Origin of the sequence: Streptomyces sp. NBC_01296, assembly GCF_035984415.1 — a bacterium.
Classification (GTDB): Bacteria; Actinomycetota; Actinomycetes; order Streptomycetales; family Streptomycetaceae; genus Streptomyces.
Genome location: NZ_CP130720.1, coordinates 4,543,047 through 4,556,721, shown reverse-complemented (window position 1 = coordinate 4,556,721; position 13,675 = coordinate 4,543,047). Strand labels below are relative to the sequence as shown.

Annotated in this window: 15 protein-coding genes; 7 read left to right on the top strand and 8 right to left on the bottom strand. The window is 69.9% G+C overall.

What is annotated here, in order from left to right:
- Positions 1 to 8 precede the first annotated feature (8 nt).
- Positions 9 to 830: a hypothetical protein gene (locus OG299_RS20570; RefSeq protein WP_327362243.1), complete on the top strand. Its 822-nt coding sequence runs from the start codon at positions 9 to 11 to the stop codon at positions 828 to 830.
- Positions 831 to 887: 57 nt separating this feature from the next.
- Here OG299_RS20570 and OG299_RS20565 read toward each other — a convergent pair whose 3' ends face one another.
- Together OG299_RS20565 and thiC are read right to left on the bottom strand one after the other, a co-directional pair.
- Positions 888 to 1,937: an aldo/keto reductase gene (locus OG299_RS20565; protein WP_327364557.1), complete on the bottom strand. Its 1,050-nt coding sequence runs from the start codon at positions 1,935 to 1,937 to the stop codon at positions 888 to 890.
- A gap of 120 nt (positions 1,938 to 2,057) precedes the next feature.
- Positions 2,058 to 3,845 carry a phosphomethylpyrimidine synthase ThiC gene (gene thiC, locus OG299_RS20560; protein ID WP_327362242.1) on the bottom strand — a complete coding sequence of 596 codons (1,788 nt, stop codon included), beginning with the start codon at positions 3,843 to 3,845 and terminating at the stop codon, positions 2,058 to 2,060.
- Positions 3,846 to 4,024: 179 nt separating this feature from the next.
- Between thiC and OG299_RS20555 the strand changes: the two genes are divergently transcribed.
- A complete protein-coding gene (locus tag OG299_RS20555; RefSeq protein ID WP_442817523.1) occupies positions 4,025 to 5,470 on the top strand; it encodes a YibE/F family protein in 1,446 nt (481 codons plus the stop codon).
- A gap of 51 nt (positions 5,471 to 5,521) precedes the next feature.
- On the opposite strand, the gene OG299_RS20550 is transcribed toward OG299_RS20555, so the two are convergent.
- The 4 genes from OG299_RS20550 to OG299_RS20535 form a co-directional block, all read right to left on the bottom strand.
- Complete coding sequence (locus tag OG299_RS20550; protein WP_266627630.1) at positions 5,522 to 5,971, bottom strand: SsgA family sporulation/cell division regulator; 450 nt, start codon at positions 5,969 to 5,971, stop codon at positions 5,522 to 5,524.
- A gap of 97 nt (positions 5,972 to 6,068) precedes the next feature.
- Positions 6,069 to 6,815 (bottom strand): IclR family transcriptional regulator, encoded by a 747-nt coding sequence (locus OG299_RS20545; RefSeq protein ID WP_266627629.1) that lies wholly within the window; start codon positions 6,813 to 6,815, stop codon positions 6,069 to 6,071.
- Between the two features lie 272 nt (positions 6,816 to 7,087).
- A complete protein-coding gene (locus tag OG299_RS20540) occupies positions 7,088 to 7,315 on the bottom strand; it encodes a DUF5326 family protein (protein ID WP_199827984.1) in 228 nt (75 codons plus the stop codon).
- Between the two features lie 156 nt (positions 7,316 to 7,471).
- The gene (locus OG299_RS20535; RefSeq protein ID WP_030153240.1) at positions 7,472 to 7,789 is read right to left on the bottom strand and encodes a cupin domain-containing protein; all 318 of its coding nucleotides are present in this window, start codon (positions 7,787 to 7,789) and stop codon (positions 7,472 to 7,474) included.
- 89 nt (positions 7,790 to 7,878) lie between these two features.
- Here OG299_RS20535 and OG299_RS20530 point away from each other — a divergent pair, with 89 nt between their 5' ends.
- From OG299_RS20530 to OG299_RS20510, 5 genes are all read left to right on the top strand, one after another.
- On the top strand, positions 7,879 to 8,259 hold the full coding sequence (locus tag OG299_RS20530; protein ID WP_266627626.1) for a phage holin family protein: 381 nt from the start codon (positions 7,879 to 7,881) through the stop codon (positions 8,257 to 8,259).
- Between the two features lie 11 nt (positions 8,260 to 8,270).
- A complete protein-coding gene (locus OG299_RS20525) occupies positions 8,271 to 8,762 on the top strand; it encodes a low molecular weight protein-tyrosine-phosphatase (protein WP_266627624.1) in 492 nt (163 codons plus the stop codon).
- Complete coding sequence (locus OG299_RS20520) at positions 8,759 to 9,955, top strand: cystathionine gamma-lyase (RefSeq protein ID WP_327362241.1); 1,197 nt, start codon at positions 8,759 to 8,761, stop codon at positions 9,953 to 9,955. The genes OG299_RS20525 and OG299_RS20520 overlap by 4 nt, the downstream gene beginning before the upstream one ends.
- Before the next feature lie 178 nt (positions 9,956 to 10,133).
- Positions 10,134 to 11,039 (top strand): LysR family transcriptional regulator, encoded by a 906-nt coding sequence (locus OG299_RS20515; protein ID WP_266627620.1) that lies wholly within the window; start codon positions 10,134 to 10,136, stop codon positions 11,037 to 11,039.
- A gap of 74 nt (positions 11,040 to 11,113) precedes the next feature.
- Positions 11,114 to 11,593 carry an NUDIX domain-containing protein gene (locus tag OG299_RS20510; protein ID WP_266627618.1) on the top strand — a complete coding sequence of 160 codons (480 nt, stop codon included), beginning with the start codon at positions 11,114 to 11,116 and terminating at the stop codon, positions 11,591 to 11,593.
- Between the two features lie 29 nt (positions 11,594 to 11,622).
- On the opposite strand, the gene OG299_RS20505 is transcribed toward OG299_RS20510, so the two are convergent.
- Positions 11,623 to 12,954 (bottom strand): globin domain-containing protein, encoded by a 1,332-nt coding sequence (locus OG299_RS20505; RefSeq protein ID WP_399848515.1) that lies wholly within the window; start codon positions 12,952 to 12,954, stop codon positions 11,623 to 11,625.
- On the bottom strand, positions 12,948 to 13,598 hold the full coding sequence (locus OG299_RS20500; protein ID WP_327362240.1) for an HAD family hydrolase: 651 nt from the start codon (positions 13,596 to 13,598) through the stop codon (positions 12,948 to 12,950). Before OG299_RS20500 ends, OG299_RS20505 begins: the two co-directional genes overlap by 7 nt.
- Positions 13,599 to 13,675 lie beyond the last annotated feature (77 nt).

Genomic DNA, 13,675 nt, shown 5'->3' with positions numbered 1-13,675 from the left:
ATCGGGGGATGCACATGAACAGCGCTCCGCACCTGCTGACCGAAGACCGACCTGAGTTCGATCGGCTCCTCGACGAGGCGCTGCGCACCGCACACCAACGGCCCGAGCTCGCCACTCTCGGCGAACGCCTGAACGCCGAACAACTGCGCACGATGGCCGTCGGGGCCAGCGCACTGCTGACGGCCGCGGCCGCGGCCGAGTACGACCACTACGTGAAGCTCCGCGGGGAACGGCGTGACGAGGCCCTGTCCACCCCCGGATCGGCGGGTGCCGATCGGAGCTCCGGGCAAGACGAGGGCGAGGACGGCGCAGGCGTCAGCGCCGTGGTTGCGGTGCTCGCGCCGGTCCTGGCGGGCACCGCGATGCTGATCTTCCTGCTGGTGGGCTACATCCTGAAGGCGATCGAGCCCGAACCGGCCTTCGCCAACACGATGCTGACGGCGGGTTGGCTCTTCGGCGCGCTGACCGTGGTCTCCCTGGTGTTCGCGGTGATCGGGCTGCTGGTGACGGCCGTCCGCAATCGTGCGACGGAGGTCGTGGCCGAGGACGAGGCGATACCCGACGAGCTCACGCAGGCCCGTGAGGCCTGGCGGCACGCCCTGCTGGAGCGGGGCATCCTGCCGTTCCTGCGGGACGCGCTGGCCGATCCGAGCGCGGGGCCGGTGTATCCCGCCCCCCGCACGCCGAAGGCCGGGCGCATCCCCAACCTGGGATACACCCGGCCCGACTTCACCAGCCCCGGATCCCCGTCACAGGGACCCCGGCCCGGCTACACGCCTCCGGACTTCACCAGCCCCGACTTCGGCGGCTCGGAGACCGAGTCGTCCTGACAGCCGCGGGCGGGCAGTCCGTCCCTGTTTCACGTGAAACATCGCAGCAAACGAGGCCTAGCCCGCCGACCGGTCCCCGGCGGCCCGCCGCCTTTGCGCGGGGTCCGTCAGAGCCGGCGCGCGCCACACGCCGTCCGGGTGGTAGAGGTTCGTCCCCGGCGGCACGATCTCGTCGATCCGGTCGAGCACGGCGTCGTCGAGGACCAGTCCAGCCCCCTTGACCAGCGAGTTCAGCTGGTCCATGGTCCGCGGACCGATGATCACCGAGGTGACTGCGGGATGCGCGACCGGGAAGGCGACCGCCAACTCGGGCAGGGTGCAGCCGATGCCGTCGGCGAGCTCGAGGAGCTGTTCCACGGCCTCCAGCTTCGCAACGTTGCCGGGGATCGCCGGGTCGAAGCGCGCGGGAGTCAGCGCCGCCCTCCCCGAGCTCATGTCGATGGGTCCGCCGAGCCGGTACTTGCCGGTCAGGAAGCCGGACGCGAGCGGACTCCAGGTCAGTACGCCCATCCCGTACCGCCGGGCGACCGGCAGCACGGAGGCCTCCACACCGCGCGCGAGGATCGAGTACGGAGGCTGCTCCGTCCGGAACCGCGGAAGAGCCCGCCGCTCGGCGACGTGATGCGCCTCGACGATCTCTTCGGCGGGGAAGGTGGAGCAACCGAAGGCACGGATCTTGCCCGCTCGCACCAGGTCTCCGAGGACCGACAGGGTCTCCTCGACGTCCGTCGAGTGGTCGGGCCGGTGCACCTGGTAGAGGTCGATCCAGTCGGTGTCCAGCCGTCGCAGACTGTCTTCGACGGCCTGCACGATCCACCGCCGCGAGTTCCCGCTGCGGTTGCGCCCCTCTCCCATCCGGAAGTGGACCTTGGTGGCGAGCACGACGTCGTCGCGCCGCCCCTTGAGCGCCTTGCCGACGATCTCCTCGGACTCCCCGGCGGAGTACATGTCCGCGGTGTCGACGAAGTTGATGCCCTGGTCGAGTGCGGCGTGGATGATCCGGGCGCACTCGTCGTGGTCCGGGTTCCCTATCGATCCGAACATCATCGTGCCGAGGCAGTGTGCGCTGACCTCTATGCCGGTCCCGCCCAGACTGCGGTATCTCATGGTCATGGGGCCGCACTGTAGGAGCTGGAGTGCACTCCAGCGCAAGCGATTCCGGCCCGGGGACGCTGCTCCGGGGAGTCCCCTCCTCCTCCCCGGAGCAGCGCCACCGCTGCGGACGGGTCAGTCCGCCAGCGGGAGGTACACCCGGTTGCCGCTCGCCGCGAACTCGGCGGACTTCTCCGCCATGCCCGCCTCGATCTCATCGGCCTTCAGGTCTCCGCCGTGCTCACGGCGGATGTCCTGCGAGATCTTCATCGAGCAGAACTTCGGACCGCACATGGAGCAGAAGTGCGCGGTCTTGGCCGGCTCGGCCGGGAGCGTCTCGTCGTGGAACTCGCGGGCCGTGTCCGGGTCGAGGGCCAGGTTGAACTGGTCCTCCCAGCGGAACTCGAACCGCGCGTCCGACAGGGCGTCGTCCCACTCCTGGGCGCCCGGGTGGCCCTTCGCCAGGTCCGCCGCGTGTGCGGCGATCTTGTACGTGATGACGCCGGTCTTCACGTCGTCACGGTTGGGCAGGCCCAGGTGCTCCTTCGGCGTGACGTAGCAGAGCATCGCAGTGCCCCACCAGGCGATCATCGCGGCGCCGATGCCCGAGGTGATGTGGTCGTACGCCGGGGCGACGTCCGTGGTCAGCGGGCCGAGCGTGTAGAACGGCGCCTCCTCGCAGATCTCCTGCTGGAGGTCGATGTTCTCCTTGATCTTGTGCATCGGGACGTGGCCCGGGCCCTCGATCATGGTCTGCACGTTGTGCCGCTTGGCGATCGTGTTCAGCTCGCCCAGCGTCTTCAGCTCGGCGAACTGCGCCGCGTCGTTGGCGTCCGCGATGGAGCCGGGGCGCAGGCCGTCGCCCAGCGAGTACGTGACGTCGTACGCTGCGAGGATCTCGCAGAGCTCCTCGAAGTTCGTGTAGAGGAAGTTCTCCTTGTGGTGCGCCAGGCACCACGCGGCCATGATCGAGCCGCCGCGCGAGACGATGCCGGTCTTGCGGCGGGCGGTCAGCGGCACGTACGGCAGCAGCACGCCGGCGTGGACCGTCATGTAGTCGACGCCCTGCTCGGCCTGCTCGATGACCGTGTCCTTGTAGATCTCCCAGGTCAGGTCCTCGGCGCGGCCGTCGACCTTCTCGAGCGCCTGGTACAGCGGCACGGTGCCGATCGGCACGGGGGAGTTGCGCAGCACCCACTCGCGGGTGGTGTGGATGTTGCGGCCGGTCGAGAGGTCCATGACCGTGTCGGCGCCCCACTTGGTGGCCCAGGTCATCTTGTCCACCTCCTCCTCGATGGAGGAGGTGACGGCGGAGTTGCCGATGTTGGCGTTGACCTTCACCAGGAACCGCTTGCCGATGATCATCGGCTCGATCTCCGGGTGGTTCACGTTCGCGGGAAGCACGGCGCGACCTGCGGCGATCTCCTCGCGGACGACCTCGGGGGAGACGTTCTCGCGGATCGCGACGTACTCCATCTCCGGGGTGATCTCACCGCGGCGGGCGTACGCGAGCTGCGTGACGGCGGCCCCTCCACGGCCGCGGCGGGGCTGGCGGGGGCGGCCCGGGAAGACCGCGTCGAGGTTCTTCAGACCACCGCGCGGCGAGGTGTGCTTGATGCCGTCGTCCTCGGGGCGCACGGGACGGCCCGCGTACTCCTCGGTGTCACCGCGGCTGATGATCCAGTTCTCGCGCAGCGGCGGCAGGCCGCGGCGCACGTCGGTCTCGATCTGCGGGTCGGTGTACGGCCCGGACGTGTCGTAGAGCGTCACGTCCTTGCCGTTGGTGAGGTGGACCTGGCGGACCGGCACCCGGATGTCGGGGCGGGAACCCTCCACATAGCCCTTGTGCCAGCCCGGCTGGCGCTCGGTCTGACCGTCGGCGTCCTGGCTGACGGCAGGCGTGCGTGCGTCCTGAATGGTCATGAGACCTGATCTCCCTACGCCGGCATTACCCGGTAACAGGTTCGGCGGTCGACGCAGCCTCTTCCCGTACGCATGTGTGCTGCGCGTACGGTGATCAGCGCCCTCTCAGCCCGGTGCTCCGAGCTCCCGCGTTGTGCAAAGGTGCCCCCACGCTAGCGTCATCTGTGGCGTGCTGAACAGTGGGCCCCCTCAACTCTTGCGATGATCGGCCGGTGACGTCCTTGCCACAGCCCCCCACCAAGCCCACCGAGCCCACGGGTCACGCGGACCACGATCACGCGGACCACGATCACGCAGGCCCCGGGCATGACCACGTCCCGCCCCAAGGGCACTCCCATGGTCATTCCCACGGCCACGGGCCGGCGGCTCCCGTCTCGAAGCACCTGCGCAAGGTCATCGCGGCGGTGCTGATCCCCTTTGCCGCCGCCGTCTTCGTCGGCATGGTGGTGCTGTGGCCGGGCGGTGCCCCCGCCCACGAGCGCTCCGGAGTGGGCTTCGACCGGCAGACCCAGCAGGGCAGGGTCGTCGCGCTCGAACAGGTCGACTGCAAATCCGTGAACGCCTCGCAGGTGCCGCCCACCAGCAGCGTCTCCACCCCGGAGGGCCGCGAGGCCCGGGCCGCGCAGACCGGCGAGTGCAAGAAGGCCACCATCGAGGTCGCCACCGGGTCCGACAAGGGCCGCACCTTCTTCGAGATCGTCCAGCCGGGCGCCCCCCGGCAGTTGGAGGACGGCCAGGAGGTGGTCGTCGCGTACGCGCCGGACGCGCCCCGGGACCTCCAGTACTCCGTGGTCGACGTGAACCGGAAGCTGCCCCTGGCAGTACTGGCCGGCATCTTCGCGGTGGCGGTGGTCGTCGTCGGCCGGATGCGCGGCCTCTTCGCGCTGGTCGCGCTGGCCGTCAGCTTCGGCGTGCTGACCCTCTTCATCCTGCCGGCGATCCTGCAGGGCTCGAACCCGCTGCTCGTCGCGGTCGTCGGTGCCAGCGCCATCATGCTCATCGCGCTCTACATGTGCCACGGACTGAGTGCCCGTACGTCCGTCGCCGTTCTGGGCACGCTCGTCTCGCTGCTGCTGATCGGACTGCTGGGCTCGGTGTTCGTCGACTGGGCGTTCCTGAGCGGCAACACCGACGACAACACCGGACTGATCCACGGGCTCTACCCGGACATCGACATGAGCGGCCTGCTGCTTGCAGGCGTGATCATCGGATCGCTGGGTGTGCTCGACGATGTGACGGTCACCCAGACCTCGGCGGTCTGGGAACTCCACCAGGCCGACCCGTCGATGGGGTCCCGCGCCTTGTACCGTGCGGCCATCCGGATCGGCCGCGACCACATCGCATCGGTGGTCAACACCCTGGTCCTGGCCTACGCGGGCGCGGCGCTGCCCCTGCTGCTGCTGTTCTCGATCGCGAACAGCAGCATGGGTTCGGTGGCCAACAGCGAGCTGGTCGCGGAGGAGATCGTACGGACACTCGTCGGGTCGATCGGCCTGGTGGCCTCGGTCCCGGTGACAACGGCGCTTGCCGCGCTGGTGGTTTCTGCCGACCGGCCGGGATCCCCGGCCGGAGCGGCGGCCTCTGGGCCGGTCCGCGGGGGCCGGGGACGGCGGCGCAAGCGCTGAGAGACCCGGGTTGCTCGGGGGCCCGGGGCCGACTCGGCGCGTCGGGTCCGTTCAGCCGGCGTTCTGCTCGTTCTGCCGGGACTCGGCCAGGATTCTGTCCAGCGCTTCGTCGAGGTTGTCCTCGAAGTCGCCGAGGTTGCGCTCCTGACCGAGCGGAACAAGCCGGTCGGTGCGGTCGAGGAACGCCACGAGCGGAGCGGCGCCGGCGCGGAACAGGGCCCGGTCGCAGCCGACCTGGAGCCGGATGTGGACATCCGACAGCTCCTCGGGGTCGGTGGGGGCGATGTGCACATCGCCGTCACCGCACGGCTTGTTGATGCCGTCGAGGAGGAGTTCCCGGCCGAACGCCCAGGTCACGGGCGCGTCTCCGGGAAGGTGGAACGTCAGGCGCACCGCGTAGGGGTCACGGGTGTCGTACCGGAGTTCCACCGGGATCCGGAACGAGAGCTCCTCGGAAACGAGGAAGCTCATCATGACCTCTGCCTGTACCGACTCGCGCATCGACTACCCCGCTGTAGGTGAAGTGGCCAGGAATGATCCCCCAGGGCCCTCTTGACAAGGGTGGTGGACGCGCTTGCAGATCACAAGGAGTGAGTTTTCAGATACTGATAGAGAACGAGAGGGTACTCAACAGCGCGCCTACTTCACTCCGTAGCCGATCAACCACATACAGCAATCGTTCCTCCTGGTGCAAAGGGAGAGAAATCGCCATGGTTGCGGCGGTATCGCCGGCAGTGATGGGGATGGCTGCACACACCGTGCCCAGCGCGTACTCCTGACGCTCCGTAACCGGCTCCATGCGCCCGAGGGACCCGATCCGGCGCTCCAGGGCGCGCTGGTCCCGGACGGTGTACTGGGTGACGGCCTCGACCGGGTGCCGGTCGTAGTAGTCCTTGCGCGTCTCCTCGTCCAGCTGGGCCAGCAGGCACTGACCGATGGCGTGCGCGTGCCCGGTCGCACGGAAATCGGCCCACTCCTCGACGGCGGGACTGGCCGGGGTGTCCGAAACGCCCACGAGCTCGATCTCACCGTCGCGGAACACCGCGAAGTAGACGGGGGCCCCGACCGCGTCGCGGAAGTGCGCGAGAGAGTCGAGGATCATGCTGCGACGTTTCTGCTGCAGCCCGCCGCCCGCGAGCCGGCCTGCGGCGGCACCGAGAACGAACACTCCACCCTCGCGCCGCAGATAGCCCTCGTGGGTGAGCGTGCGCAGCAGGTGGTACGCGGTGGGGAGCGGGAGCCCGGCCTCGCGCGCCAGTTGTTTCGCCGGGGCTCCCTCGCTGTGGGAGCCCGCTGCTTCGAGCAGTCTCAACGCTCGCTGCACCGAACCGATCAGCGTTGGCACACCGGCATTGTGAACCGAAGACAAAGCTCACCCCCAGGCATGGCGGCGGGCCTTGGGAGGGCCCGCCCTGCGGGGGCCGCCCCCGCACATGCCGTGGTTCCTGGAGGTCACGCTCGGCCGGTACTTGAGATAGCCGCAGGTCAGGGCGGCACTACCGGCCTTCGACCCAGGGGAACGGCACAGATTGCCACTCTATCCGCCGATTCCCGCGGTGTGAGCGGTTTGCCACCTCACGTTCCCCCGCCTGGGTTAATCCCCGGGCTTGACCCCGCCTACCAGTCGCCGGACGAGGACTTCGTACCGCTGCCGCTGAACTTCTTCACGAGGAAGACCAGGCCGCCGACGAGGCCGACGAAGAGCAGCAGCTTGAAGGCGAACCCGATCAGGGCACCGAGGATGCTGGTGATGACACCGCCGAAGACGAAGAGCACCAGAAGCGGGATCGCGACCCACTTAACCCACCAGGGCATGCCTGCGAATGTCTCTCGGATGCCGTCCATGTCCTCAACCTCTTCCTGAGCCGTGACTTCCTGCTCTCGATGCTAGGAGGCGGCAAAGGCGCCCGGGGGCCCTCGAGCCCCCGGAGTCCCCTGATCCGCCCCTTAGGGGAACCAGGGCTCCGACCCTCGGTCCGGGCCCTCCGGCTATGCCTCCGCCTATGCCTCCGGCGGGGAGAACACCACAAGGACCCGCAGGTCCTCGGTGATGTGGTGGAACTTGTGCACCACCCCGGCCGGGACGTAGACGACGCTGCCGCGGGCCACCGTCGTCGTCTCCTCCCCGACCGTGATCGAGGCGCGGCCGCTCACCACGAAGTACACCTCGTCCTGGCGGTGCGGCTGCTGCGGGTCGCTCTGCCCGGCGTCGAGCGCGTACAGCCCGACCGACATGTTCCGTTCGCGCAGGAACTGCAGATAGGCGCCGTCGTTCGCGAGCCGCTCCGCCTCGAGCTCGTCCAGCCGGAAGGCCTTCATCTTCGTTGTGCCCCTTGCTCTCTCGCGTTCCCTGGCATCCGCAGATCTGCTGATGTCCCACCGGGATCTTCTCTGCCACGATCAGACACATGACGAATTTCGTAGTCAAGACGCTCGCGAACGCCGCGGCCCTGGCCGTCGCCATCTGGCTGCTCTCCGGCATCACGCTCGACGACCACAGCTCTCTGGGCCGCAGGACGCTCACGCTGATCCTGGTCGCATTGGTCTTCGGCCTGGTCAACATCATCGTCAAGCCCGTGGTGAAGCTCCTCTCACTGCCCCTGTTCGTCCTCACGCTCGGACTGTTCACCCTCGTCGTGAACGCCCTGATGCTGCTGCTGACCTCCTGGCTGGCCACGCAGCTCGACCTCAGTTTCCACGTCGACAGCTTCTGGACCGCGCTCGTCGGCGGCCTGATCATCTCCGTCGTCTCCTGGGCCGTGAACATGGCCCTGCCCGACAAGAACTGAACGGACTGCCCATGTACCGCGTGTGCTTCGTCTGCACGGGCAACATATGCCGCTCGCCCATGGCCGAGTCCGTCTTCCGCGCCCGCGTCGCCGAGGCCGGGCTCGACGCTCTCGTCGAGGTGGACAGCGCCGGCACCGGCGGCTGGTTCGAGGGGGACGGCGCCGATCCGCGCACCGTCACCGTCCTCGAGTCCGCCGGGTACGAGCAGAGCCACCGGGCCCGGCAGTTCCGGGCCTCGTGGTTCAGCGGTCTCGACCTCGTCATCGCGCTCGACGCCGGGCACCTGCGGGACCTGCGGGCGCTCGCACCCACCCCCGAGGACGCCGCCAAGGTACGGCTGCTGCGGTCGTACGACCCGGCGGCCACGGCCACGGAGACCGACGTACCGGATCCCTACTACGGCTCCCTCGACGGGTTCGAGCTGTGCCTGGAGCTCGTCGAGGCGGCGAGTGCGGGCCTGCTGGACGCCGTAAGCGAGACAGTGAAGGAGCACACCGCGTGAACGACCATGCCGACCAGGCCGAGGCAGCAACAGCAGCGGCCGGCACGGCGGCCGCCCGGGCGGACGGGCTCGGCGACGGCACCCGGGCCGTGCGCGCCGGACTGCCCGAGCCCGTCAAGAACGAACCGCCCCTGCCCGGACCCGTCTTCGCCGCCCACTTCCACCTCCCCGGCGACGTCGAGGGCCCGTACACCTACGGCCGCGACACCAACCCCACCTGGGCCCTGCTGGAACGGGCCATCGGAGAACTCGAAGCCCCCGGCCAGGACGGCGTGGACACCATCGTCTTCGCGTCCGGGATGGCCGCGGTCTGCGCCGTCCTGCTCTCCCAGGCCCGCACCGGGGACACCGTCGTCCTGCCCGACGACGGCTACCAGGCGCTGCTGCTGGTCCGCGAGCAGCTGGAGGCGTACGGGATCCACGTCCGCACCGCCCCGACCGGCGACGACGCGCAGCTAGCCGTCCTCGACGGGGCCAGGCTGCTGTGGATCGAGACCCCGTCCAACCCCGGGCTCGACGTGTGCGACGTACGGCGCCTGGTCGAGGCCGCGCACGCGGGCGGCACCCTGGTGGCCGTCGACAACACCCTCGCCACCCCGCTCGGCCAGCGGCCCCTGGAACTCGGCGCGGACTTCTCCGTCGCCAGCGGCACCAAGGGCCTCACCGGCCACGGCGACCTCCTGCTCGGCTACGTCGTCTGCCGCGACCCGGGACTCGCCGCAGCCGTCCGGCGCTGGCGCAAGATCGTCGGTGCGATCCCGGGCCCGATGGAGGCCTGGCTCGCCCACCGCTCACTGGCCACCATCCAGCTGCGCGCCCAGCGCCAGTGGGCCAATGCGCTGGCCGTCGCCGAGGCGCTGGCCGACCGTACGGACGTGACCGGGCTGCGCTACCCGGGGCTGCCCGCGGATCCGTCGCACAAGACGGCCGCCCGGCAGATGCGGGGCTTCGGATCCGTCGTCTCCTTCACCCTGCCGGACCGTGCGCACGCCGAACGCTTCATGGCCGCCCTGCACCTGGTCGAGGACGCCACCAGCTTCGGCGGCGTACGGTCCACCGCGGAGCGGCGCGGACGGTGGGGCGGCGACCCCGTCCCGGAGGGGTTCATCCGCTTGTCCGCCGGGGCCGAGGACACCGGGGACCTGGTGGCGGACGTGCTGCGCGCCCTCGACGCCGCGGGCGCCGGCGCCTGAACGGCCGCGGACATGGAGCGGTCCGAGCCTCCCCCCTGGTGGCTCGGACCGCCCGGGTTCTGCGCGCGAAGAACCACGCACCCAAGGCTAGTTGACCCAGCGTCAGAGTCCAATCACGGTAACGACAGGGGCCTATCGACATATTTATAGTTGAAGGCCCCCACCGAGAGGGGCCTTCATGGACCTGGCCCTGCTGCGCACCTTCGTCGCCGTGCACCGGGCGGGCTCGTTCACCCGGGCCGCCGCACTGCTCGGGCTGTCCCAGCCCGCCGTCACGTCCCAGATCCGGACCCTCGAACGCCAGCTGGGCCGGCCGCTCTTCCACCGCAGGGCCCGCGGGGTCACCCCCACCGCCGTCGGCGACGAACTCGCCCACAAGGCCGCCCCGCACCTCGACGCCTTGTTGCGGATCACCGAGGCGGAGCGCGAGGCGGCCGGTGCGTTACGCACCCTGCACCTCGCCGGTCCCCCCGAATTCCTGTGCCTGCGCGTCCTGCCCGCTCTCGCACCGCTCGTCGGCCAGGGCCACACCCTGCGCACCGCCCTGCAGACCGGCGCCGAGGAGGCCCTCGACGGGCTCGCCGCCGGCCACCACGACCTCGTCGTCACGACCGCCCGGCCGCGCGGCGGGCTGTTCAGCGCGACCGCCCTGTGCGACGAGGAGCACGTCCTGGTCGCCGCACCCTACTGGGCCGCCCTCGTCGACCCGGACCGGCTGCGCGAGACCGGCCCCGCCGCCCTCGACGGCATTCCGCTCGTCGAGGTCCACGAGACCCTGCCGCTCGTCGCCCGCTACTGGGCCGCGGTGTTCGAGACCCGCCCCGGGACCCGGCCGGACGCCGCCACCATCGTCGCCCCCGACCTCCGGGCCGTATTGGAATGCGTCCGGGCCGGCGCCGGACTCGCCGTCCTGCCTCGGTATCTGTGCCGGGACGCCCTCGACCGCGGGCAGATCGTCGCCCTGCTCGAGCCGCCCGTACCGCCGCTGCGCACCTGGTTCCTCGTCGTACGGGCCGGCAGCCTCGCCCTCGCCCACCTCGCCCGTGCGCACGACCGGCTGCTGCGCGCCGCCGCGCACTGGTGAGCCTCCGCTTCCGGTGTGCGGCGGGTTTCGCCGACACGCGTTTCAGACACCGCAGTCTGGGCCACTCTTCTCCCATGACCGAACGTCCCGTGGTCAAACGCACCGCCCGCGCGATCCTGCTCGACGGTGACGACCTGATCCTCATCAAACGCACCAAGCCCGGCGTCGACCCGTACTGGCTCACCCCCGGCGGGGGAGTGGAGTCCTCGGACGCCACCGTCGTCGACGCCCTCCACCGAGAGATCCACGAGGAACTCGGCGCGAAGATCACCGATGTGGTGCCCTGCTTCGTCGACACCGTCGAGCACATCGCCGACGGCGGAGTGACCGGAGTGAAGGTGCAGCATTTCTTCGTCTGCCACCTCGAATCCATGGACCCCAGCCAGCGGCACGGGCCCGAAATCGACGAGCCCGCAGGCGAGTACGAGATCGTCCGCGTGCCCTTCAGCCGGGTCGGCATCGCCGCCGTCCATCTCGTCCCGCTGTCCCTGCGCCACTACCTCGACGGCAACATCGAGGGCCTGCGCGCCATGCACGCCCCCGACCTGGGCTGACCTCCGCCCGGGCCGTGTCGGCCCGGGCCTCAGCCGGCCGCGCCCACCAGCTCCTCGAGTGCGTCGAAGCGGATCCGGTCTCCGGGGATCCCGATCCGCTTGAGCTCGTCGACACCGCTGCGGATCATCGCGGGCGGCCCCGAGATGAACGCGTCGTACGAGCTCCAGGGCCCGTGCTCACCGACCGCCTGGGGCAGCTGCCCCGCCAGGCCCTCGCAGACCACCGGGCGCACCGACAGCCACGGATGCGAACGCTGCAGCCCCAGCAGGGTGTCCTTGTCGTACAGGTCTCCGTCGCTGCGCGCCCCGAAGAAGACCTCCACCGGGCGGCGCTCACCGTGTTCCGCCACGTCCTCGATCAACGCCTTGATCGGGGCTATACCCGTACCTCCGCCCAGGCACAGCATCCCGTTGTCGGTGGTGTGGTCCACCACCATCGACCCGGCCGGCGGCCCGAGCCGGAGCACGTCGCCGGGCCGGGCGTGCCGCACCAGCGCATTGGAGACCCAGCCCGCCGGAACGGCCTTGACGTGGAAGGACAGCAATCCGTCGGCTCGCGGTGCCGAGGCGAACGAGTAGTGCCGCCACACCCGGGGCCACCAGGGGGTCTCCAGGCTCGTGTACTGGCCCGCCAGGAAGGAGTAGGGCTGGTCGGGGCGGACCGTCAGCACCGCGATGTCCGGGGTGCGCAGATCGTGCGAGACCACCTCCGCGTGCCACCACGCAGGGGTCTTCACCTCGTCCTGCGCCGCCGCGTCGATCATGATCTGGGACATCGCGGTGTAGGCCCGCACCCACGCGGCCTGCGCCTCCGGCCCCCAGCTGTGCTCCGCGTACCGGGCCAGGGCGCCGATCAGGGCCTCGCCCACCACCGGATAGTGCCCTGCCGCCGTGCCGTACTTGCGGTGCCCGGTGCCCAGTCGGCGCAGATAGGGCACGAGCACGTCCGGGTTGTCGATGTGCTCGGCGGCGGTCAGCAGTGCCTTCAGGAGCCGGTCGCGCTGTGCGTCCATGGCGGCCGGGAACATGCCCCGCACCTCCGGGTGCCCCGTGAACACCAGGGCGTAGAAGTACGAGGTCACCTTGTCGGCGATCGGTGCGATTTCCTCGAGGGTCCGGCGGATCAGCACCGCGTCCGGGGAGGGCTCGACCGCACCGCCCCCGGACGGTATCCGGGCCGTCCGTCTGGCCGATCTGGTGGGCGGAGCGTCCATGCGGTGCCTCGCTTCGAACATCTCGGTCGGTAAGCACGCCACGGCCTTCGAATCCGTGGTTCCGGGCCTCAAAGCCTGCCAGCCGCCCCAACCACTCGCGGGGAAACGCAGAAAATCCGCGTTTCGAACCCACTTTCCTCCTAAGATGCTTGGACTTCCGGGCGGGCCGCCCCGACCAGCTGATACGCCTCTCGCAGGTCGCGGCCCTCGTAGACATGAGTCGCCCGCTCCGCCAGATACGACCTCGCGTTGACCGCCACCGACACCGAGACGGCCTCGAACAGCACGGCGTCGGTCGATGAATCCCCGTACGCGACACAGTCGGCCCGGCTCACCCCGAACTGCGCGCACAGCCGGTCCGCCACAGTGACCTTGCCCTCGGGCGTCAGGATCCCGGACGCTTCCACGGGCCGGGTGAAGGGCACCTCCGGGAAGACCGAGCCGTGTGCGGCATGCGCGCCCCACTCGAGCAGCAGCTCCACGAAGAACGACGGCGACAGTGAGATCACCGCGGAGTAATCCCCGCGCTCCCTGATCTCCCGCCACACGTCGCGAATCCCTGCCAGCCAGGGAGCTCCGTCGAACGCCGCCCGGACATGCGCAGGCGTCAGCCCTGCCCACAGCGCATGTGCCGCCACCGAGAATTCGTGCGGCCCGATCTCCCGCGCTCCGAACGATCGCTCCAGTTCGGCGATCTCCGCGCTCAGGCCGAGCTGTCGGGAGATCTCGACCGGCGCCGCCGAGCCGTACATCAGCGTCCCGTCGAGATCAAAAAGGTGCAGGAGGGTCATGGCAGTCGAGGCTAGCCCGTTCATTTCCCCGCGGGCACCTTCCGGCCGTGGCCGGGGCAGAAACAGCATGTTTCACG

What these genes read in the sequence shown, in the direction of transcription:
- OG299_RS20570 (WP_327362243.1), top strand. Translation starts at nt 9, where the DNA reads ATGCACATGAACAGCGCTCCGCACCTGCTGACCGAAGACCGACCTGAG.
- OG299_RS20565 (WP_327364557.1), bottom strand. Translation starts at nt 1,937, where the DNA reads ATGAGATACCGCAGTCTGGGCGGGACCGGCATAGAGGTCAGCGCACAC.
- thiC (WP_327362242.1), bottom strand. Translation starts at nt 3,845, where the DNA reads ATGACCATTCAGGACGCACGCACGCCTGCCGTCAGCCAGGACGCCGAC.
- OG299_RS20550 (WP_266627630.1), bottom strand. Translation starts at nt 5,971, where the DNA reads ATGCGCGAGTCGGTACAGGCAGAGGTCATGATGAGCTTCCTCGTTTCC.
- OG299_RS20540 (WP_199827984.1), bottom strand. Translation starts at nt 7,315, where the DNA reads ATGGACGGCATCCGAGAGACATTCGCAGGCATGCCCTGGTGGGTTAAG.
- OG299_RS20535 (WP_030153240.1), bottom strand. Translation starts at nt 7,789, where the DNA reads ATGAAGGCCTTCCGGCTGGACGAGCTCGAGGCGGAGCGGCTCGCGAAC.
- OG299_RS20530 (WP_266627626.1), top strand. Translation starts at nt 7,879, where the DNA reads ATGACGAATTTCGTAGTCAAGACGCTCGCGAACGCCGCGGCCCTGGCC.
- OG299_RS20525 (WP_266627624.1), top strand. Translation starts at nt 8,271, where the DNA reads ATGTACCGCGTGTGCTTCGTCTGCACGGGCAACATATGCCGCTCGCCC.
- OG299_RS20515 (WP_266627620.1), top strand. Translation starts at nt 10,134, where the DNA reads ATGGACCTGGCCCTGCTGCGCACCTTCGTCGCCGTGCACCGGGCGGGC.
- OG299_RS20510 (WP_266627618.1), top strand. Translation starts at nt 11,114, where the DNA reads ATGACCGAACGTCCCGTGGTCAAACGCACCGCCCGCGCGATCCTGCTC.
- OG299_RS20500 (WP_327362240.1), bottom strand. Translation starts at nt 13,598, where the DNA reads ATGACCCTCCTGCACCTTTTTGATCTCGACGGGACGCTGATGTACGGC.